The sequence below is a fragment of the Streptomyces sp. NPDC015139 genome (assembly GCF_043079785.1).
Classification (GTDB): domain Bacteria; phylum Actinomycetota; class Actinomycetes; order Streptomycetales; family Streptomycetaceae; genus Streptomyces; species Streptomyces albidocamelliae.
In genome coordinates this window covers 78,623-97,529 of record NZ_JBIBUW010000022.1, presented here as the reverse complement: position 1 = coordinate 97,529, position 18,907 = coordinate 78,623, and the positions used below count along the sequence as shown (strand labels likewise).

Annotated in this window: 19 protein-coding genes and 1 pseudogene; 10 read left to right on the top strand and 10 right to left on the bottom strand. The window is 70.4% G+C overall.

Annotation, left to right across the window (positions count from 1 at the left end; translation table 11 throughout):
* Window positions 1–324 precede the first annotated feature (324 nt).
* Both ACF08B_RS36520 and ACF08B_RS36515 read left to right on the top strand, forming a co-directional pair.
* Window positions 325–1,083 (top strand): SDR family NAD(P)-dependent oxidoreductase, encoded by a 759-nt coding sequence (locus ACF08B_RS36520; protein ID WP_392321341.1) that lies wholly within the window; start codon window positions 325–327, stop codon window positions 1,081–1,083.
* A gap of 26 nt (window positions 1,084–1,109) precedes the next feature.
* Window positions 1,110–1,481 carry a MerR family transcriptional regulator gene (locus ACF08B_RS36515; protein WP_392321359.1) on the top strand — a complete coding sequence of 124 codons (372 nt, stop codon included), beginning with the start codon at window positions 1,110–1,112 and terminating at the stop codon, window positions 1,479–1,481.
* Window positions 1,482–1,798: 317 nt separating this feature from the next.
* Here the strand turns inward: ACF08B_RS36515 and ACF08B_RS36510 are convergent.
* Window positions 1,799–2,110 (bottom strand): annotated as a pseudogene (locus ACF08B_RS36510) (transcriptional regulator); the annotation flags it as partial.
* 118 nt (window positions 2,111–2,228) lie between these two features.
* On the opposite strand from ACF08B_RS36510, the gene ACF08B_RS36505 reads away from it, so the two are divergent.
* Window positions 2,229–3,428, top strand: a complete 1,200-nt coding sequence (locus ACF08B_RS36505) for a PP2C family protein-serine/threonine phosphatase (protein ID WP_392321340.1) — start codon at window positions 2,229–2,231, stop codon at window positions 3,426–3,428.
* A gap of 234 nt (window positions 3,429–3,662) precedes the next feature.
* Complete coding sequence (locus ACF08B_RS36500) at window positions 3,663–3,809, top strand: hypothetical protein (protein ID WP_392321339.1); 147 nt, start codon at window positions 3,663–3,665, stop codon at window positions 3,807–3,809.
* A gap of 28 nt (window positions 3,810–3,837) precedes the next feature.
* Here ACF08B_RS36500 and ACF08B_RS36495 read toward each other — a convergent pair whose 3' ends face one another.
* Window positions 3,838–4,527 (bottom strand): TetR family transcriptional regulator, encoded by a 690-nt coding sequence (locus ACF08B_RS36495; RefSeq protein ID WP_392321338.1) that lies wholly within the window; start codon window positions 4,525–4,527, stop codon window positions 3,838–3,840.
* A 98-nt stretch (window positions 4,528–4,625) separates the two neighbouring features.
* Here ACF08B_RS36495 and ACF08B_RS36490 point away from each other — a divergent pair, with 98 nt between their 5' ends.
* On the top strand, window positions 4,626–5,543 hold the full coding sequence (locus ACF08B_RS36490; protein ID WP_392321337.1) for an SDR family oxidoreductase: 918 nt from the start codon (window positions 4,626–4,628) through the stop codon (window positions 5,541–5,543).
* A 499-nt stretch (window positions 5,544–6,042) separates the two neighbouring features.
* Here the strand turns inward: ACF08B_RS36490 and ACF08B_RS36485 are convergent, their stop codons facing one another.
* The 3 genes from ACF08B_RS36485 to ACF08B_RS36475 form a co-directional block, all read right to left on the bottom strand.
* Window positions 6,043–6,174, bottom strand: coding sequence for a hypothetical protein (locus ACF08B_RS36485; RefSeq protein ID WP_392321336.1), 132 nt, complete (start codon window positions 6,172–6,174; stop codon window positions 6,043–6,045).
* A 68-nt stretch (window positions 6,175–6,242) separates the two neighbouring features.
* A complete protein-coding gene (locus ACF08B_RS36480) occupies window positions 6,243–6,986 on the bottom strand; it encodes a hypothetical protein (protein ID WP_392321335.1) in 744 nt (247 codons plus the stop codon).
* Between the two features lie 185 nt (window positions 6,987–7,171).
* Entirely contained in the window at window positions 7,172–7,828 is a 657-nt protein-coding gene (locus ACF08B_RS36475; protein WP_392321334.1) for an RNA polymerase sigma factor, read from the bottom strand.
* 681 nt (window positions 7,829–8,509) lie between these two features.
* Here ACF08B_RS36475 and ACF08B_RS36470 point away from each other — a divergent pair.
* Window positions 8,510–9,232 carry a hypothetical protein gene (locus tag ACF08B_RS36470; protein WP_392321333.1) on the top strand — a complete coding sequence of 241 codons (723 nt, stop codon included), beginning with the start codon at window positions 8,510–8,512 and terminating at the stop codon, window positions 9,230–9,232.
* A gap of 13 nt (window positions 9,233–9,245) precedes the next feature.
* Window positions 9,246–11,432: a bifunctional polysaccharide deacetylase/glycosyltransferase family 2 protein gene (locus ACF08B_RS36465; protein ID WP_392321332.1), complete on the top strand. Its 2,187-nt coding sequence runs from the start codon at window positions 9,246–9,248 to the stop codon at window positions 11,430–11,432.
* Between the two features lie 290 nt (window positions 11,433–11,722).
* On the opposite strand, the gene ACF08B_RS36460 is transcribed toward ACF08B_RS36465, so the two are convergent.
* Window positions 11,723–12,688 (bottom strand): alpha/beta hydrolase family protein, encoded by a 966-nt coding sequence (locus ACF08B_RS36460; RefSeq protein ID WP_392321331.1) that lies wholly within the window; start codon window positions 12,686–12,688, stop codon window positions 11,723–11,725.
* Between the two features lie 166 nt (window positions 12,689–12,854).
* On the opposite strand from ACF08B_RS36460, the gene ACF08B_RS36455 reads away from it, so the two are divergent.
* The 3 genes from ACF08B_RS36455 (at window position 12,855) to ACF08B_RS36445 (ending at window position 15,549) form a co-directional block, all read left to right on the top strand.
* Window positions 12,855–13,451, top strand: coding sequence for a TetR/AcrR family transcriptional regulator (locus ACF08B_RS36455; protein WP_392321330.1), 597 nt, complete (start codon window positions 12,855–12,857; stop codon window positions 13,449–13,451).
* Between the two features lie 435 nt (window positions 13,452–13,886).
* On the top strand, window positions 13,887–14,207 hold the full coding sequence (locus ACF08B_RS36450; protein WP_392321329.1) for a hypothetical protein: 321 nt from the start codon (window positions 13,887–13,889) through the stop codon (window positions 14,205–14,207).
* A 160-nt stretch (window positions 14,208–14,367) separates the two neighbouring features.
* Window positions 14,368–15,549, top strand: coding sequence for an ROK family protein (locus tag ACF08B_RS36445; protein WP_392321328.1), 1,182 nt, complete (start codon window positions 14,368–14,370; stop codon window positions 15,547–15,549).
* Window positions 15,550–15,558: 9 nt separating this feature from the next.
* On the opposite strand, the gene ACF08B_RS36440 is transcribed toward ACF08B_RS36445, so the two are convergent.
* From ACF08B_RS36440 to ACF08B_RS36425, 4 genes are read right to left on the bottom strand one after another with little or no spacing between them, the layout of a single operon-like run.
* On the bottom strand, window positions 15,559–15,993 hold the full coding sequence (locus tag ACF08B_RS36440; RefSeq protein ID WP_392321327.1) for a septal ring lytic transglycosylase RlpA family protein: 435 nt from the start codon (window positions 15,991–15,993) through the stop codon (window positions 15,559–15,561).
* Window positions 15,994–16,051: 58 nt separating this feature from the next.
* The gene (locus tag ACF08B_RS36435) at window positions 16,052–16,912 is read right to left on the bottom strand and encodes a glycoside hydrolase family protein (protein ID WP_392321326.1); all 861 of its coding nucleotides are present in this window, start codon (window positions 16,910–16,912) and stop codon (window positions 16,052–16,054) included.
* Between the two features lie 14 nt (window positions 16,913–16,926).
* Complete coding sequence (locus ACF08B_RS36430) at window positions 16,927–17,646, bottom strand: chitinase (RefSeq protein WP_392321325.1); 720 nt, start codon at window positions 17,644–17,646, stop codon at window positions 16,927–16,929.
* Between the two features lie 28 nt (window positions 17,647–17,674).
* On the bottom strand, window positions 17,675–18,880 hold the full coding sequence (locus ACF08B_RS36425) for a beta-1,3-glucanase family protein (protein ID WP_392321324.1): 1,206 nt from the start codon (window positions 18,878–18,880) through the stop codon (window positions 17,675–17,677).
* Window positions 18,881–18,907 lie beyond the last annotated feature (27 nt).

Below are 18,907 nucleotides of genomic sequence, written 5' to 3'. Positions count from 1 at the left end.
GCTGTCCCCGGCCGTCTGGGTGCCCTTCGCGGGCACCACGGCCGTGTTCGGATCCCTTCTGCTCATCAGGCATCTCCGGAAGAGTCAGCACACCAACGCCCTCTGACACTCGACGGCCAAACACCCGCCATCTGCGTCGCCAACCTCGGGGACCCGTCGCCTGCCGGCCTCCGCAGCTCCCCGCCCGAGGCCGCCAGGCCGTCTTCTCCGAAGGCCCCGCCCGCGTGGACGGCCTCCACGCCCGCGGCGACCACCCGCGGTGTCTGCCTTCTCGCAGGCGCTGCTTGACCTTGTCGCTGGCGGCAAGGTTGGACGATCATTGGCATGAACAGCACCGCACCGCGTACCAGCAGGATCGTCGCCGTCACCGGAGCCGGCACCGGGATCGGCCGGGCAACTGCCCGTGCCTTCGCGGCCGAGGGCGCCCACGTAGTCGCGATCGGGCGGCGAGTCGAACCGCTCGAAGAGACCGCTGCCGGGGACGCCAGGATCACACCGCTGGCCGCCGATATCACCGCCGAGGGCGAGCCCTGTCGCATTGTCGAGGCCGTACTGGCGATGCACGGTCGGCTGGACGCGCTCGTCAACAACGCCGGCATAGTGCGCAGTGGCGCTCTGGGCACGCTGACGCCCGAGATGATCGAGGCTCAGCTCGCCACCAACCTCGTCGCCCCCATACTGCTGGCTCAGGCCGCGCTGCCGCTCCTGGAGGCGTCGCGCGGGATGATCATCAATGTCAGTACATCGGTGGGACAGCGGGCCTGGCCGGGCAGCTCGGTCTATGCGGCGACGAAAACCGCTCTGGAGCTGCTGACGCGCAGCTGGGCGGTTGAGCTGGCACCCCGCGGGGTCCGGGTGGTGGCAGTCGCGCCCGGCGCGATCGACACTCCTATCGGGGAGCACCAGGGTCTGACGCCGGAACGGATGGCCGCGGTGCGGGAGTGGCAGCTGGCGCACACCCCGCTGGCCCGGATTGGCCGCCCCGAGGAGGTGGCCTGGGCGATCGCCCAGCTTGCCGCCCCGGCCGCCTCCTTCGTCACCGGAGTGGTACTCCCGGTCGACGGCGGCGCGGTCGTGGCGTGATAGGAGTGGCCCGGGAGGTGGGACGGGTGCGGATCGGTGAGCTGGCCAAGGCAACCGGGACGACCGCTCGTGCGCTGCGGCACTACGAGCAGGCCGGACTGATCTCCTCCGAACGGGCCTCCAACGGTTACCGCGTCTACGACGAGCGGGCCGTGGTGCGAGTCGGCAACATCCGCTACCTACTGGCCGCCGGGCTCACCCTGGACGACGTGCGGGTGTTCCTGCCGTGCCTGGACGGTGATGTGGCTGCGGCACCGCCCTCGGACAGGGGCCTGCGGGTCGCGCTGCAACGTCTGGCAGTCCTCAACCAACGGATCGCCGCACAGACCGAGGCCCGCGACCGGCTGGAAACCGCGCTGCAGCAGGCAGTCGGTGGCCGAGTCCGCCCGGTAGCCTGACCGACCGCCTCATCGGATCGACCGCAGAACCCCGGCGTCACTACGACCCCACCGGAGACTCGCAGTGACAACAAGCCTGCCGCGGTGACACCTACCGTGCCACGGCTCACCAGCGGCGGGTCGGTCGCCTGGTGCAGGAGGGGGAACAGCTCGAATTCGAGGTCGATCACGTCGGTGAGTTCGACTTCGAGGCCGTGGGCGCGGCGGCCGTTGTCGCGGAAGTAGATCTCGCCGAGGGTTTCGGCGGCTCGTCGGCGGAGCTGCGTCGGCCGGCGGGCGAGGTCGGCGACGTGGTCGTCACCGGCGAGCTGTCCGAGGACGTTGGCGCCCCACAGCACGCTCTGGGTGGCCTTGTGCTTGACCAGCCCGGGGCTGACGCCGACCCGGAAGGAGCCGGGCACGGTCTTGCCGTCGGTGTCGTAGGGCGGGACGTCAAGCGGGCCGGGTCCGTTGGCGGCGTACACGGCGCAGTGCGAGAGGACCGCGACGGGGCCCTGCCCGGTGGCCGCGGCGAGCGCGACCATCTTGCGGTGCATGTTGACCCGGGCCGGGGAGATCACGGCGGCACGGATGTCGGGCCGCCAGGTGGGGCGGGGGAGGACGGGCCAGGGCTGTCCCGGCTTCCAGCCGGCCCACGCCGGTAGGACGACCGGCCGACCCCTCCTCAACTGCTCGAATCTGGTGCATCTGGTTCCCCGATTGCCGGGGAAGTCGGATTGGGTGCATCGGGTGGATGGGGAGGTGGCTGTGGCCGGGGATGTCGGCTTGGGCCTGGATGAGGTGTTGGGTGCGGCGGAGGATGCCGCGCCGGTGGAATCGGTGGACGTGGTCGCCCGGAATCTGGAGAAGCGGTTCTCGGCGAGCGAGGTGTCGTTCTGGTTCGTCGACATGCTCGGGCGCGAGGCCGTTCGCCTGCCCAGGGCCGGCACGGCCGGGCAGGCGCGGGGCGAGGCGCGGCGGATCGAACTGGCTGGCAGCGTCTACGAGCACGTGCTGCGCTCCCAGCGGCTGCACCAGGCGGACGTCGAGGACGGGTGTCGGCTGGTGGCGCCGGTGACGAACCGTGGTGACTGCATCGGTGTACTGGAACTGATAGTGCCGTATGCGGACGACGCGGTGCGCGAGGCGGTGGAACAGGCGGCGCACGCGCTGGCCTACATCGTGGTCACCGACCGCCGCTTCACCGATCTGTATCACTGGGGCCGGCGCACCACCACGATGAGTCTGGCCGCGGAGATCCAGCACCAGCTGCTGCCCTCGGCGTCCTGCTGCGAGGGAGCGCACTTCACCCTGGCCGGCGGCCTCGCCCCGGCCGACGACATCGGCGGCGACACCTACGACTACGCCCTCGACCAGGACACCCTCCACCTGTCGATCACCGACGCGATGGGCCACGACACCACTTCCGCGCTGCTGGCCACGCTCACCGTGAACGCCCTGCGCGGAGCCCGCCGCGCCGGCCGCGGCATCCTTGACCAGGCCCAGGCCGCACACCAGGCACTCACCCGCCACGCCCGCGGCATGACCACCGGCCAGCTGCTGCGAGTTCAGCTGGACACCGGAGCCTGCGAGCTGGTCAACGCCGGCCACCCCTGGCCCCTGCGGCTGCGCGAAGGCCGGGTGGAGGAACTGCCCCTCAAGGTCAATCTGCCGTTCGGGGTGCCCGCCCCCGTCACCTACGAGGTGCAGCGGCTGCGTCTGGAGCCGGGCGACCGACTGGTGCTGCTCACCGACGGCATGCGGGAACGCGGCGCGGCCGCGGTCGACCTGCGGGCTCTCATCGGCAACACTCGCGATGAGCATCCGCGGGAAGTAGTACGTGCCCTGACGGCAGCGGTCCTCACCGCGTGTCGGGGATCCTTGGCGGACGATGCCACCACGCTGGTGCTGGACTGGCACGGCAGCCGCTCCGGGCAGCGCCGCAGCAACGGCGGATCCAACGCCTGATCTTGCTGTACGGATCACCCGCCCCTTGGCGGTGGCAGCCGCCGACGGGTGGGGGGCGGTGAACAGCGGGAATCCGATCATGCTGCCCACGCCCGGGTCGCGGGCTTGGGGTGCGCAGGCCGGCCACCGGGGCTCTTCGTGGGTGACGGTCGGCGATGCGGAACACCCGCTCGCCTCCCCGGGTGCGGGCCGCGTCGAAGCGAGGGCCTTCGGTCCGTTGCTCTGGCGGGCGAGATGCAGGGCGATGCGCTGTTACGTCTCAACCGCGCCGGTTTTCCGACGTCCTCGATCGCGGTGCTCACCTTTGGCGGCTCGTGGCAGGGCGTTGAGAACGGCGCGGGGAAGCTGACCACTTTCTGGGCCCCGCACGCCGCCGGCTGACCCACCCGACACCTGACGCGGCTGTCTTTCAGGGGGCCGGGCTCGTGTCCGTCTGCGGTTGGCGTCGGGCCAGCAGGCCGGAGGTGGTCACTGCCGTCGCACGTCGGATCAGGTTGGTGAAGTCCAGACGCATGGAGGCCAGTTCAGGATCGGAGGCGTAGACCGCGAGCATCGCGTCCGAGGGGCGGCTGCACTGCCAGGCGGTCATGGCCATGAGCAGGGTCGTTTCCACCAGTGCGGCGGCGTCCTCGGGCCCGAGCTCGGGGAGGTGTCGCAGGACGAGCTGGACCAGGCTCTGCAGTGATTCGCGGGCGGCATGCTTGTGGCGGATGCCGACCTCGGTAGAGATGTTGTGCTCCAGCACGGCGCCCTGCGCGCTGAGCAGGTCGCACATGACGGGCCGCTGCGTCATCGAGGTGGCGAGCAGGTCGGCCAGCCCGTCTCCGCGTTCTCGCGTCGTGCCCTGGCCGTCCGTCCGTGCTCGCCCCAGCTCGGTGATCCAGTCCTGGATTTCGGTGTCGAGCAGGTCGAGCAGCACCGCTTCGCGTGATTCGAAGTAGCGGAGCACGTTCGCCTTGGCCAGGCCGACGCGGCGGCTCAGTTCGTTCAGGCTCAGCTTCGCGACCGGCATCTCGGTCAGCATCACGGCCGCGGTGTCCAGGATCTGGCGCCGCCGCTGGCTGCGCTGTTCGTCGGTGCGGGCACGTTGGAAGGTCACGCCCCAATGTTACAGACCAGCGGTATTTTGATTAGATACCGGTGGTACGTTACCGTGGAACGGAACAAGAGACCGGCAGTCCGTAATGGAGTTTCGACATGTATCAGGTTCCTGACCAGCAGGGAAAGCTCGCCGTGGTGACCGGCGCGAACAGCGGCACCGGCAAGGAGGCCGCCAAACGACTGGCCGGCGCCGGAGCCCATGTCGTGCTCGCGGTGCGCACGCCGGCCAAGGGCGAGCAGGCCCGCGACGAGATCCTCGCCGCGCACCCCGGCGCCCGGGCGGAGGTCCGCCGCCTGGACCTGGCCGACCTCTCATCGGTCCGCGAGTTCACCGACGGCCTGGCCGCTGACGGCAGGCCGCTGGACCTGCTGCTGAACAACGCCGGCGTGATGAACGTGCCTCAGCGCACGGAGACCGTCGACGGCTTCGAGCTGCAGTTGGGCAGCAACTTTCTCGGCCCGTTCGCCCTCACCGTCCAGCTTCTGCCCCTGCTCCTGGCCGCCCCTGCCTCACGGGTGGCCACGATGAGCAGCGGCACCGCCAACCGGGCCCGCATCTACTTCGACGACCTGCAGTCGACGCGCGACTACAGCCCCACCCGGGCCTACGCCCAGTCCAAGCTCGCCGACATGCTGATGATGACCCACCTCGCCGAGCTCGCCGCGCAGCACAACTGGCCCCTGCTGTCGGCCGGCGCTCACCCCGGCTACACCCGCACCAACCTGATGACCTCCGGCCCCACCCTGAACGGCGGCCGACCCGGCCTGCTGGAATCGCTCCTGTACAAGATCGTTCCGTCCCAGGGGCCGGAGCAGGGTGCAGAACCGCTGCTGTACGCGGCCACCAGCCCCGACGCCACGGCCGCAGGCTATTACGGACCGCGCTGGGCGATGGTCGGCCCGACCAAGGCCACCCCCCTCCCGCGCAGCGCCCAGGACAAGGCCATCGCGGCACGCCTGTGGACCGAGGCCGAACGTCTTACCGCAGTGTCCGTCCCGGCCCGGCGCCCCTGATCCACATATCCCGATCAGCGGTCGCCGAGACCGGGGCCGTGGCGACCTGTCTACGCCCGCGGACCACCGTGATCCGGCAGGCACTCGCCACCGGACGGGGAGAACCAGGCGTCTGACGCTCGGCGGCAGCCGTCGCAGCCGCGGCCGGCCCAGGAAGCAAAGCGCGCCGCTATGCGGCCCATCTCATTTCCGCACGCAGTGCCTCGTCGAGTGCTTCCGAAACCGCCAGGCCAGGTGCCTTCCGACGTGGTGGACATCTGCTGTCCGCTCTGGTGGACAAAGCCACGAGCAGGAAGCGCTGTGATGAGCGAGCAGGACTCCCGCGCCGACGACGCCCCAAGGTGGCTGGCCGGACACGGCGCGGACGCCTACGCCTTGGTCTGGGGCGGTGAGGACAACGACCCCCTCCGTTGGATGACCGGCCGGGCGCCCGCTGTCGGCAGGTCGGGTGCCGACCGGTCAAGCGGTCTGCGTCCTGGCCTTCCTTGCGGCGCCGGGCCTATTCGGCAGCCGCCTCCAGGGTGGCGCGCCGGCCGAGCAGCGCGCGGCGGGCGGTGTCGTCGCGGCCGGCGTCGTGGATGTTCCGGTCGGTGCCGACGTAGGCGGAGTACAGAGGCGCGCGCCGCGCCACATCGTCGGACCGGCCGCATGCGCACGGCTCCAGCCGACAGCACCTGGCAGCCAAGGACGCGCAGGCTACTAGTGCTGGTCGCTGCCTTTTCCGCCGCCTGTCTGGCCGCTCCCGCCATCTGCCCGGCCGGTCTCGGCCGTGGTGCGCGTGTCACCGGGATGGGAAGCGGAACCTCGATTGCCGGACGTGGCACTGCCGGGTGCGTCAGTGTTCCCTGCTGCGGGTTCGGTGGCGCGCTGGCCCGGCTTGCCCCTGCTGCTCGCGCCAGCCAATGGGGCCGTCGTGTGCGGCAGCTGCGCGGAGCAGTATGCGGCGACTTTGTTCTTTCCGCCCGCGGCGACGACGAGTTGCTGCCAGGCCGTCGAGTCGAGCGCATGGCCGTGTTTGCCGATCTCCTGGTAGGCGCGGCAGTGGGCTTCGGTGTCCTGCGCGGGGGAGGGGCGGGTCGTTGTCCCGGGATTGCCTGGGGACGTCGCTGTCGCGGTACCGCCCGGCTGGTCGGGAGCGACCACGGAGGGGTGGGAGGAGACCGGGCCGGAAGGGGCACCGTCCTGGTGCGAGCCGGTGGAGCCGATGGCCGCGACTGCGACGCCGCCCAGAGTGAGGCTGGCGAACACCACGCCGAACGTTATCCGTCCCGGGTGGCGGACACGCCGCTCCTCGGATGGCCGCCAGTCGTCCCGTCGCCGGGTACGCGCCCGGCGCGCGCTTGCGCTGTGGGCGGCTGCTCGGAAGGCGGTCAGTGCACGTTGTTCGTCCTCGGGATCGAGGTGGCCCGTGCGAAGGGCGGCGGCCAGCAGGGTTTCCAGCATGGCGCCATCGTGTCCGCTCGGATGGTCGGGAGCGCTGCCGTCAGGGTGCCCGTGCCGCTGACGGACTGGAACTCCGTCGCCGCTCAGCCGTCTGCCCATGCCTGCTTCCGTTCCTGTCCGGCCGTTTCGATTCCCCGAGGTGCCGTGCACGGCTCTTTCCGGCCGCGTGCTCTCACCTGCGTCGTTCATGTCCACTCCCCCAGCGTCCGGGAAGTCTCACCCGTCACATCCTCATGTGATTCGCCAACGCCCAGCTGCCGGGCGAGACGTTTCAGGCCCCGGTGGGCGGCCGTGCGCACCGCGCCCGGCCGCTTGCCGAGCACGCGGGCGGAGCCGGGGCCGTCCAGACCCACGACCACCCGCAGGAGCACGGCCTCGGCCTGGTCCTGCGGTAGTCCGCGGATCAGTGCGAGAGCCTGCGCCGTGCTGAGGGATTCCAGGGCCTGGTCGTGGGTGTTGTGCGGAGCCGACAGATGCAGCAGGTCCTGCTCGGTCCCTCCATTCCGCGGCCGCGCACGCTGGCGGCGTAGATGGTCCAGCGCCCGATGGCGGGCGATGGTCGCGGTCCACCCGCGAAAACCCGCCCCGTCGCCCTTGAAGCGTCCGAGGTCGCGGGCTATCTCCAGCCAGGCATCGGAGGCCACGTCCTCGGCGTCATCACCAACCAGTCCGCGCAGATAGCCGAGCAGGCTGGGCTGCACGAGCCGGTAGGCCACCGTGAAGGCGGCCTCGTCGCCGTCCTGGGCCTGTGCGACCGCAGCGCCCAATTCCCCATCGCGCGTATGCGTGCGCCGGGATTGCCGTACCTGGCCCAAGACCGTCCTCGTTCGCGCCGGGGTCATACCGATTCCGTGCCGTCCCCGCGCTCTGGTCGCATCGACGGCCCCATGGTGCATAGCGCCTGGCGTCACCGAAGTGTCACTATGCACCAAGGGCCCCATGGGCTCGCTGGAGCCCGGTCCTCTGGTGCGTTCAGCTCATCCTGACATCGGTGCGGCGACGGAACTCGGGCGGACCCCAGGCGCGCCGTGGTCAGTGACGCTTCGCACCGATCATGCGCTGACCCAGTACCGGGATCGGTACCGCACCACCGGAAAGCACCGGTCGGCTGCCGGTACCGCCGGCCCCCTTCGTGCTGCCGCATACTCCCCCCGCGAGCGGCGCGGAGAGGACGGGGCGGCCAGGAACCCGCCCACTGCACGGGTTCCGGCCGTCCCCTACATCGGACCGGCGGCCGGCGGCCTACAAGGCGGACCCGGGATCGAGTGCCCGTCGACACGCGAGATCCAGCCCCGCCCTCGCCGGCTCGGCCCTCGACCTGGCATCCGCGACAACCCCCTGCGCAGCCGCACGGACCTGCGTCACGGCGCGATTGCGGTAACGCGGTGATGAAGCGGCTGCAAACCGCCGGCGTTGCGAAATGGGGGGCCGGCTCGGGAGGCCCAGGTGTAACACTTCCGGCCTCGTTCGCTCTGTTCATGCGGGCGACCGCGTGGGTCGTCCAGGACAAAAGGACACAACTCGTGCGGTGGACAGACGAAAGCGGAGCCGTGTACGGCGAGGATCGCTACCCAGGCGGGTACCCGTACGCCTACACCCACGAGTACGACGGGAACGTCGCCACCGACACCGCCACACCGCCCTGGGACGGACCACAGACCGCCCCCTGGCCCTACCCGGCCCAGCACGCCGCGACGCCGTGGCAGTCCCCGCACGGCGACGTCATCACGGCGCAGCTCCCGGCCTACGAGCCCGCGGGCCCAGGGGCCCCAGAGGCCGATGCACCGGCAAGTGAGTCCGAAGGGCCCGTCTTCGTCGACTCCTCGGGGCGGCGACAGCGTCGCGTGGCCCGCGCGGCCCGGCTCCTGGTGATCCCCGCCGGCGGCTACGTCGCCCTGCTGATCAGCGCGGTCCTGGGCGGCCCCACCATCGCCTCTCCGTTCGTCCCCCAGGCAGGCTCGCCCTCCTCGGCCACGCCCGCGGCCACAGCCCCCGACTCGGCGCGCCCGGCGAAGAGCACCAAAGCCACCGCTGAAGACACGAAATCCAGCACAGCTGGGCCCCAGGAGACCAGCCCCGCCGGCCGGTCGGCCGCTCCCCACACCCCCGCGGCCGGTTACGCGTCCACGGCTGCGCCCGCTACGACAGCCGCCCCGGCCCGGACCGCCGCCCCGACCACGACCGCCGCCCCCGCCCCGTCCTCCAGAGGACGCGCCCTCGGCTCGTCCCACAGACCCGCGAAGTGACCCAAGACCCGACGTGACCCACAGCCGACACCACAACGCTCCCGCCCGCCGCCGAGGCCGCGCCCGCCAGATCACCCCCCGCACCCACTGGCTCCTGCTCAGCGTGCTCACGGTGACCCTGTCGGCAGCGCTTGTGCTGCAGGGCTACACCCATCACATGTTCGGGATCACCTCGGACGCGGCCACAGACGCCCGTGGCCGCAGCGAGGCGGTGCCCAGCCAGGTCGTCCACGGCGGCCCCGTGATCGCGAACGCCGCCACCTCAGCGCACACCGCCCAGGTCCAGGCACGCACCATCGCTCTCACCTTCGACGACGGCCCCGACCTCCGCTGGACGCCGCGCATCCTGGACGTACTGCGCCGCAACCACGTGCATGCGACGTTCTTCGTCGTCGGCACCCAGGTCGTGGACCACCCCGAGCTGGTCCGCCGGATCGTCGCCGAGGGCCACCAGCTCGGCATCCACACCTTCACCCATGCCGACCTGGCCCGCCTCCCCGCCTGGCAGCGCTCCCTGGAACTGCGCGAGACACAGCTGGCCGTGGCGGGCGCGGCCGGGGTCACCACCGCACTGCTCAGGCCGCCCTACTCCTCGGCGAACAGCGCGCTGGACGACGCCGACTGGTCCGTCCTGCGGCAGGCCGACACGGCGGGCTACGTCACGGTGCTCTCCACCCAGGACGCCGAGGACTGGCAGCGCCCCGGCACGGACCGCATCACCGCCAACTCCACCCCCCACGGCCACGCCGGGCAGATCCTGCTGATGCACGACGCAGGCGGCGACCGGTCCCAGACCGTCGCCGCACTGAACACCCTGATCCCGCGACTCAAGACACAAGGCTTCCGGTTCGCCACGGTCGGCGCCGCGGTCGGTATGGCCGGGCCCGTCCAGCGCGCCGGTATCGGCGACCACTTGCAGGGCATGGCCTTGATCAAGCTGCTTCAGGCGGGTGACTGGGTGGTATGGCTGCTGGGCGTACTCATGTACGCAGCCGGCGCTGTCAGTGTGCTGCGCGCGGCGGTCGTACTGGTCGCGGCCCGCCGGCACCGGCGCCAGCGCTCCCGGCGACGAGGCCGGTCCTGGGGACCGCCGGTGACCGAACCGGTCAGCATCATCGTCCCCGCCTACAACGAGAGCGCCGGGATCGAAGCGGCCGTTCGTTCGCTGGCCGCCTCGGACCACCCCGTGGAGATCATCGTGGTGGACGACGGATCCACCGACGGCACCGCAGACTTGGTGGAGTCGCTCCGCCTGCCGCGGGTGTGGGTGATCCGGCAGGCGAATGCGGGCAAGCCCGCGGCGCTCAACACGGGCCTCGCCGCGGCCGGCTGTGAACTGGTGGTCATGGTCGACGGCGACACGGTCTTCGAACCCGACGCCGTCCGCAAGATCGTGCAGCCCTTCGCCGAGCCCTGCGTCGGCGCCGTCTCGGGCAACGCCAAGGTCGTCAACCGCGGCGGTCTGCTGGGCCGCTGGCAGCACATCGAGTACGTGGTCGGCTTCAACCTCGACCGACGCCTGTTCGACCTCGCCGAATGCATGCCGACCGTCCCCGGAGCGGTCGGCGCGTTCCGTCGCCGTGCGCTCCTCGACCTCGGCGGCGTCAGTGACGTCACCCTCGCCGAGGACACCGACCTCACCATGGCGCTGTGCCGCGCCGGCTGGCGCGTCGTCTACGAGGAGAGCGCGATTGCCTGGACCGAAGCACCCGCGACACTGAACGCCCTGTGGCGGCAGAGATACCGCTGGTGCTACGGCACCCTGCAGGCGATGTGGAAACACCGCGGCGCGCTGGTGCAGAGCGGCTCCGCCGGCAAACTCGGCCGCCGCGGCCTGATCTATCTGCTGCTCTTCCAGGTGCTCCTGCCGCTCCTCGCCCCCGTGGTCGACATTTTCGCCGTGTACGGGCTGCTCTTCCTCGACCCGGTACGGATCACCGGACTCTGGCTGGCCTTCCTGCTCCTGCAACTCCTGATGGGCCTGTACGCGTTCCGCCTGGACGGGGAACGCCCCGGCCCACTGTGGAGCCTGCCGCTGCAGCAGTTCGTCTACCGGCAGCTGATGTACCTGGTGGTGATCCAATCCGTGTTCACCGCAGTCTCAGGCTCCCGACTGCGCTGGCAGCGCATGGAGCGGTACGGCAGTCTCCAGTCTCCGCCGAGCGAAGGCCACGCTCCCTACACGTCTGCCAAGGCCTGACACCACCGCCTGGACCCGGGCTCCTTCGGGCTCCGCTGCGCCATGCCAAGCGTGTGCGGCGGGGCCGCGACACCCAACTCGGCCATGGTGGTGACGTAGGCGTCGCGGAGCCGCCGGTACCAGCCGGCCAGGTACCGGCGGCTGTCGCGGCGCACCCACGCTGAGGGCTCTGTTGCCGAGGCACTTCACACCGTGGCGGCCGGCTGCCCGGACGCCGTCGTCGAGTACCGGCTGACAGACCCTGCGCGTCCGGTAGCGCGGGCCGTCCGATGGGGGAAGTGGCCGGGGGGCTACTTGGATTCGACTCGTCCTATGGGGTTGGGGCCGGTCGTCAGTACCTCGCACGCGGCCCGCCAGACGGGGGCGCCGGGGTGAAGCTGGGTGTGGAGATAGGCCGCGGTGAGCCGGGCGAGGGCGGCGACTCGCTCGGGGTCCTCGTCAGTGGTCTCGGCGGCGTCGTATCCGGCGATCCCGCCAAGTCCGTGTTCCGCGTCGAACAGCGTGAGCAGGGTCTTGGGTCCGGGGGCGAGGTTGTAGGGGTCGGCGTGCCAGTCCGGTCCCATGTCCGTGAAGTGCCGGGAGTCGTCCTTGTCACCGGCGACGATCAGCGCCGGTGCGGTCATGGTGGAGAAGTCGACGGCGCCGATAATCGGCCACTGCTCGGCCATGGGCCCGTTGAAGGCGTCGCCGCCCCTGCCGGGCGCGGCGAGCAGCACGCCGGCCTTGATCCGGGGCTCGACGAGGTGCACCACGTTCCCAGTGTCGGGGTCGTCGAGGCCGGCACCCAGCAGGAGGGCGGCGGTGAAGCCGCCGAGCGAGTGTCCGACGAGGGCGACCTTGGTGGGGTCGATCCGTCCCGCGAGCTGCGGCACGGTGCACTCGATCATGTCGAGCCGGTCGAGGATGTGGGTCATGTCTTCAGCGCGGGATCGCCAGAAGTCGGGTGCGCCGGGTGCGTCGGCGACCAGGTGGCTCAGTGTCCTTGAGGTGAGGTGGGTGGGCTGTACGACGACGAATCCGTGAGCGGCCCAGAAGTTGGCGAGCGGCGCATAGCCATTGAGCGAGGAGAGGTTGTTCGAGGGACCGTGGCCGTGGGAGAGGAGGATGACGGGGAGGCCGGTTCCGGTCGCGGGTGCGGAGACGCGCACCTGGAGGTCTACAGGACGCCCGGGTACGGGGAGGACTACGGGGCTGAAGGACAGGACCGGGGCGGGCGTGGCCAAGGCGTCGGCGTGGGGGAGGGGGGATGTGCTCACGATGTGGGTTCCCTTTCGGTGGCACCTGCCGCCCGCTGGTCTGCTGCGACCGTCGGAGGGCAGGGCGGTCAGGGCATCCCGCTTCGGCTAAGCTGAAGCGGAGCGCTGTTCCCCTTAGTATCCGGAGCGTCGCTCCGCTTTGTCAATCGGCGTGGAGGAGTACGCGATGCCCACCGACAGCCCTGCAGGGCAGCCGCCGTCCCGAAGCAAGCGGGCCGACGCCCAGCGCAACCGGCAGACGGTGCTTGCCGCCGCCGCCGAGGTGTTCGTCACCTCCGGCGTGGACGCGCCGATCCGTCAGATCGCGGCCCGGGCGGGCGTCGGAATGGCCACGATCTACCGTCACTTCCCGACCCGGGCGGACCTCGTCACCGCCGTCTACCGTCACCAGATCGAGGCATGCGCCGAAGCCGGCCCGAACCTGCTGGCCAGTGCCGACTCCCCGCTCGACGCATTGCGTCAGTGGATCGACCTCTTCGTCGACTTCCTCGTCACCAAGCACGGACTCGCCGACGCCCTGCAGTCCGACAACGACCGCTTCGCCGCGCTGCACGCCTACTTCCTCGACCGTCTGCTGCCCGTCTGCGCCCAACTGCTCGACGCCGCAGTCGAAGCCGGCGAGATCAGGCCCGGTACGCAGCCGTACGAGCTGATGCGCGGCATCGGCAACCTCTGCATCGGACGAGACAACGACCCCCGCTACAACCCCCGACACCTGATCGCTCTCCTCCTCCAGGGGTTGCAGCGACCTCACACTGCCTGATGTCGACGAGCGGCATCGCGCCCTGGTGCCTCCGCGCTCCACACGCGATCTCAGCACTCGCCTCTTAGCAGCCGGTGACGCCGACTAGTGGGAACGCCACACTCCAACCGGGCATCAACGACACCGCAGGTGTCTGCTCCCAGGACAACAGGGGAAGCCCGACCGTGCAGGCGAGCGTCACGCGTCAGCCTTGCCGGGCAGCCGGCCCTGAGCAACGGCTCCGTCATCAGCGTGCGTTGCGCTCAAGACGAGGGCGGCAGGGCGGCCGCAGGACTCTCCTCCAGCCACAGCATCAGCACATGGGGCAGGCGAGGTGTCCCCGCTCCTTGATCGAGCGCGCCTCGATACGTCCGATCGGTCACTGCCGATCACCTCGCTGAGCACATCCACCCGGCGGAGCCCAACGCCGGGCGACGTGGGCCCTCGTACGCACGCGTGGGCATCCGGGCCTCGGGAGCGTGGGCCGACGCGGCGGAGGCCGACGGGATCGACACCGGTGGCTCCGATCGCGTCCTCACCATGGTGGGCTGGGCCGTTGCCGTGGGCGCTCCGTTCTTCGCCCCCGTGGCACGGGCCGTCGACCGCATGGACGAGCCCGAGGTGGGGAGGCTCGTAGCTCCGCTGACCGAATGCCCGGAGCGGGCGGAACCCGTCGAGCGCGCGCTGAGCGATGCCGAGGAAGTGCGATTGATCACGGAGACGGGAGCACCGCCGGTGCGGGGCGACACCGCCCGCGCCCGAACACATTCCCTCTGAGCGGTGGGCGGTCGCATCACCGATGTCGTGTCCGACCTGCCGCCGCATCGCAGGCCCACAGAATTCCCACAAAGCCGCCCCCTAACTTCTCGCGCCACAGGTGGCGGATCAACTCCGCCCTGTCACGTGACAGCTGCACTGAAAGAGGGGAGTCTTCGCCATGCTGACCGAGCCGACACCGGCCCCCACCGCGCACGAGGCCCTGGTATTGCGCCTGCTGCGCGAGCACGGCCCGCTGACCCGAGGAGAGTTAGGGCCCCTGAGCGGCCTGTCCCGCACCACGCTCTACGACGCTGTCGGAGCGCTCATGGACAACGGCACCGTCCTCGCCTCGGTGCCGGAGGTGGCCCGGCGCAGGCGGGGCCGGCCGGCGGAGGTGCTGACCCTGAACCCCGGGGCAGGCCGGCTGCTCGGTATCGAGTTCGCGCGCCGGGCGGTGCGGGTGGCCGCGACGGACGCGACGCAGGCGATAGTCGGCACGACCGGCGAACCGCACGGTCCCGACACCCCGTGGCAGACCCGCATCGACCTCGCGTGGCGGTTGGCGGACCGGCTGACGGGTGGAACGCTGCGGCCGGGTGCCCTGAACGGCATCGGCATCGGCGTGATCGGGCCGGTCGGACCGCCGGGGCACGGGCCGCTGTGGTCTCCTCGGCACGACGTCGTGGTGGCGCGCGTGCGCGAACGCTTCGGCGCACCGGCGCTGATCGACGACAACACCCGGCTGGCCACCCTGGCCGAGACGGTCTGGGGAGCCGCCGCGGGCGAACGGAACGTGCTGTATCTGCGGTTGTCGCACGGCGTCGGCGGCGGACTGGTGATGGCCGGCGCCCTGCACCGCGGCGCCGACGGCCGCTCCGGAATGTTCGGCCACATCAGCGTGGACCCCGACGGCGCGCCCTGCGAGTGCGGCGCGGTCGGATGCCTGGAGACCGTGGCGTCGGTCGAGGCGGTACTCGACGCCTGCCGAACGGCGGGATGCGCGGTGGCGGACGTGCCGGAGCTGGTGACCGCGCTGGAGTCAGGTGACGAGATGGCGCATGCGGTGTTGTCGCGAGTGGGCGCGCAGGTCGGGCGGGTGTTGGCCGATGTGAGCCATGCCGTCGGACCGGACGTGATCGTCATCGGCGGTGAGTTGGTCGACGCCGGTCGGGCCCTGATGGCGCCGATCGAGCGTGTGCTCGACGCGCGTATCGCCCGCGGCTCGTACGGGGTGCCTCGTGTGATTCCGGCCGGACTCGGCGACCCCGGCACCGCCCTCGGCGCCATCGCCCTGCTCCGGCGGCACACGGAAGGTGAAACGCCCGGGCTGCGGGGGACAGCCCGGGCGCTCATGCCGTGAACCGGGTGGCTAGTGCAGGACCTTCTGCCGGACGACAATGTGACCGGCGTCGGGGTCGAGGCTCCCGCCGAGCCTGCGGAAGGCGCCGTCGGTCAGGTCCAGGCACTTGGGTTCCTGCTTCGTGTGCTTGAACGTGCCACGGTCGTTGATGCGTACGACCAGGGACTTGCCGTTCGCCACGTTGGTGACCTTCACTCGGGTGCCGAAGGGCAGCTGGTGCTTGCGGGTCAGCGAAGTCGCCGCGGTGTTCTTGCTGTTGTCGAAGACGTCGCCGTTCGACGTGGTGCTGCCGGGAGGTACCGGGCCGTAGTGCGTCGCCCAGCACTTCGGCCCGTGGGCCCGCGCGGAGTCGGTCGCGGCGGAACTCGCCGGAGCGAGGGCGACGACCACGGTCAGTGCGGCTGTTCCGGCCGCGAGGCAGGCGTGCAGGATCCGCTTGCTCATGACGTGAGCCTCGTTTCTCTTCTCTTGTTGTCGGATCGAAAGGGCGCAGAGGGCCTTTTCAGCCCGCCGCCCGATATGCGGCGCCCACCCGGTTGGCCTTCGCACCGCGGTACAGGCCGGTGCCGTCGCCGCGGTTCGTGGAGAGGGTGAACCACGCGTAGCGCCGGACGTAGGACAGGTGCTGGAGCATGCCCGTGGACTTCTTCACGAAGGCGGCCTGTTGCTCCTTGGTCGGATAGCGCGGGGTGCCGGACGAGAAGTCGGTCAGGGCGTACTCGGTGAGCCAGATCGGCTTCTTGTAGCGCTTGTGCACGGCCTCGATGTAACCGTGCAACTGCCCTGTCGCCCGTCGGGAGTTGAAGTCAGCGCCGTACCAGTGCAGGGGAATGAAGTCGACCCGGTAGTGGCGGGCGGCGGCGCCCTTCATGAACCGGTCCAGCCAGCCGCCGGCGACATCGCCGCCGGTGGCCACGGCGGGAGCGCCGAGGCGCAGACCGGTCGACTGGAGCCGGGGCCACAGGTCGAGTGCCTGGTCGACGGTCATGTCCGCCTGGTCCGGCCTGTCGGGTTCGTTGAAGCCGAGCAGGGTACTGCCCTGCTTCTTCGCCTGGCCGAGCTCCTTCTCGGTCACCGAGCCCTTGTCGTGGATCATGGGCACGAACTCGACGCCCCGCGGTGGCCTGATGCCGCCCTTGCCCGAGGACCAGGTGTAGAACCACCCGACGTTCGAGTTCGCGAGCGCCTTGGTGACGCCGTCGAACTTCCAGGCGCTGATGCCCTTCTTCTTCGCCGCGGAGGCGGCGGAGGCGGGGGCGGAATGGCCGCCCGCCGCGAACGTGGTGGCCGTTGTGCCCTGGCTGCCGGCCACGAGTACGGCCGAGAGCAGTAACGGCAGGGCGAGGACACGTATGTGCGGCATGACGTCCCCTGCCGTCAGCAGCTGAGGTGCCGGCCGGTGCCGACGTGGAGCATCTCGGTGAACTTCTTGTACTTCGCGATCCGGTCCCGCATCTCGGCCGTGTTGCTGCCATTGCATTCGAGGCTGCCGTTGATGCTGCGGATGGTCTCGCCGAAGCCGCCGCTCCCCACCATCGCGTGGTGGGGCGTCATGGTGCCGGGGCCGGACTGGGTCATCCAGTACCAGAGCGCGAGCTTCCAGGTCACCACGGAGTTCTTCGCCGCGAGGTTCGGGTGGTGCAGCAGGTCGACGTGGAACTTGTCACCGGCCGCCTTGTAGTTGTAGTTCCAGCTGATCTGGAGCGGGCCGCGGCCGTGGTAGGCGGACTGGCCGGCGGGACAGCCGTACGGCTCCGGCTGGCAGTACGTCGGCCAGTTGGCCTCGTTCTGCTCGTTGATGTAGATCAGACCGCTGGTCTCGTGGCTGACGTTCGCGAGGAACGCGGCGGCCTCACGCTTCCTTGTCCCGGCGTCGCCGGTGTGCGCGAAGGCCGGGAACGCCTTCATCGCCTTGACCAGGCCCTCGTAGGTATAGAGCTTCTTGTGGTGCGGGAACATCTTGTTGTACTGAGCCTTGCTGACGACGAATCCGCCCCGCTGTTCTGCGGCGGACGCCGTGTTGACGCTGAGACCGATCGCGGCACTCGTGATCAGTACGGCCGTGAGAACGGCCTGGACGGTGCGTGGCTTGCGCATGCGGCAACTCCTTGCGGGGTAGGTCGGTTCAGAACTGGGTCAGCGTCAGGTACATGTGCTGGGGCCTCGAGTCCTCGATGTACGAGGCCCAGTCGGCCACGTCGTCGAATGCGAAGCCGTAGGCCTTGCCATTGGTGGTCGCGGCGTGGATGGCCTTGGCGTAGTGGTTGGTGACGGCGGTGCCGTAGAAGGCCGAGGCGTGGGTGGTGGGCTGCTTGTGATGGCTCAGCAGCGTCGAGCGGTTGAATCCGGCGCCGAGGGCGGCGGCGACGGGGCCGGTGGCCCCGTCGTTGGGGGCGGCGAGCGCCCCGTCGCAGAAGAGCACGTCACGGGTGGAGGGCTTGGCGAAGGACACCTGCGCCGGGCCGGAGAAGGTGAGCCGCTGGTCCCTGACCCGGCCGGTGAAGACGCCCGAGTTCGTCCTGACGACGAGGTCCTTGTCGCGGTAGGTCTGCCAGACCTTGTCGATGTAGTGGTCGAAGTAGTGCTGGGGGAACAGACCGGCGTCGAGGCCGTGGCTCGGGGCGATGATGCGCCGGTTCCCGATGACGAGCCGCGAGAAGTCCGGGTGGTTCCGCAGGGCGCGGAAGACCTGGGCGCGGCCGCCGGCGCGCAGCCGGCCGGTGCTGTGGTTCTTCGCTCCGTTCAGCCCGATCATCATCGGAACGCTGAACATGTCCACCATCGTGGTGTTGCAGTGCATGCCGGCCGCGTCGTGGGTGAACTCCACGAAGTCGTGCAGCACCGGGTAGTTGGGGTCGGACTCCACCCAGCCGGCTGGCTGCTGCAGGCCGATCCTGCCGTCGGCGCCCCTGACCGCCTTGAACTTCAGCCTGTGGCCCACTGCCACGTAGATACGTCCGGACATGCGCGGCAGCCGCAGCCTGGTCGCGCCGCGGGCGGCCAGCGGGATGGCGTAGTCGGTGAAGCCGCCCGCGTGGTTGTCGGAGAGCTTGACGGGGGCCAGGGTGCCGCGCCGGGTGACCCGCACCTGCCGGTCTCCCCTGCTGCCCACGATGTACAGGTGAATCGCGTGGTTGGCGAACTTGCCGCTGCTGTTGACGACCGTGAGCGGCAGCCCGCCGCGCGCCGCCTCGGCGGCCGGCTCGGCACTGTCGGAGTCGGCGAAGGCGCGCGGGGCGCCGGACAGGAGCGCGGATCCGGCGACGGCGGCCCCTGCGATCGAGGCAAGCGCCCTTCGGCGGCTGGGTGGTTGGGCATCGGACGAGAACATGCGAAAGAACCTCTTTCCGGTGCTGTG

Excerpts from the sequence above, each read along its gene's own strand:
- ACF08B_RS36520 (WP_392321341.1), top strand. The coding sequence starts at position 325 with ATGAACAGCACCGCACCGCGTACCAGCAGGATCGTCGCCGTCACCGGA.
- ACF08B_RS36500 (WP_392321339.1), top strand. The coding sequence starts at position 3,663 with ATGCAGGGCGATGCGCTGTTACGTCTCAACCGCGCCGGTTTTCCGACG.
- ACF08B_RS36490 (WP_392321337.1), top strand. The coding sequence starts at position 4,626 with ATGTATCAGGTTCCTGACCAGCAGGGAAAGCTCGCCGTGGTGACCGGC.
- ACF08B_RS36480 (WP_392321335.1), bottom strand. The coding sequence starts at position 6,986 with ATGCTGGAAACCCTGCTGGCCGCCGCCCTTCGCACGGGCCACCTCGAT.
- ACF08B_RS36475 (WP_392321334.1), bottom strand. The coding sequence starts at position 7,828 with ATGACCCCGGCGCGAACGAGGACGGTCTTGGGCCAGGTACGGCAATCC.
- ACF08B_RS36455 (WP_392321330.1), top strand. The coding sequence starts at position 12,855 with ATGCCCACCGACAGCCCTGCAGGGCAGCCGCCGTCCCGAAGCAAGCGG.
- ACF08B_RS36445 (WP_392321328.1), top strand. The coding sequence starts at position 14,368 with ATGCTGACCGAGCCGACACCGGCCCCCACCGCGCACGAGGCCCTGGTA.
- ACF08B_RS36440 (WP_392321327.1), bottom strand. The coding sequence starts at position 15,993 with ATGAGCAAGCGGATCCTGCACGCCTGCCTCGCGGCCGGAACAGCCGCA.
- ACF08B_RS36435 (WP_392321326.1), bottom strand. The coding sequence starts at position 16,912 with ATGCCGCACATACGTGTCCTCGCCCTGCCGTTACTGCTCTCGGCCGTA.
- ACF08B_RS36430 (WP_392321325.1), bottom strand. The coding sequence starts at position 17,646 with ATGCGCAAGCCACGCACCGTCCAGGCCGTTCTCACGGCCGTACTGATC.
- ACF08B_RS36425 (WP_392321324.1), bottom strand. The coding sequence starts at position 18,880 with ATGTTCTCGTCCGATGCCCAACCACCCAGCCGCCGAAGGGCGCTTGCC.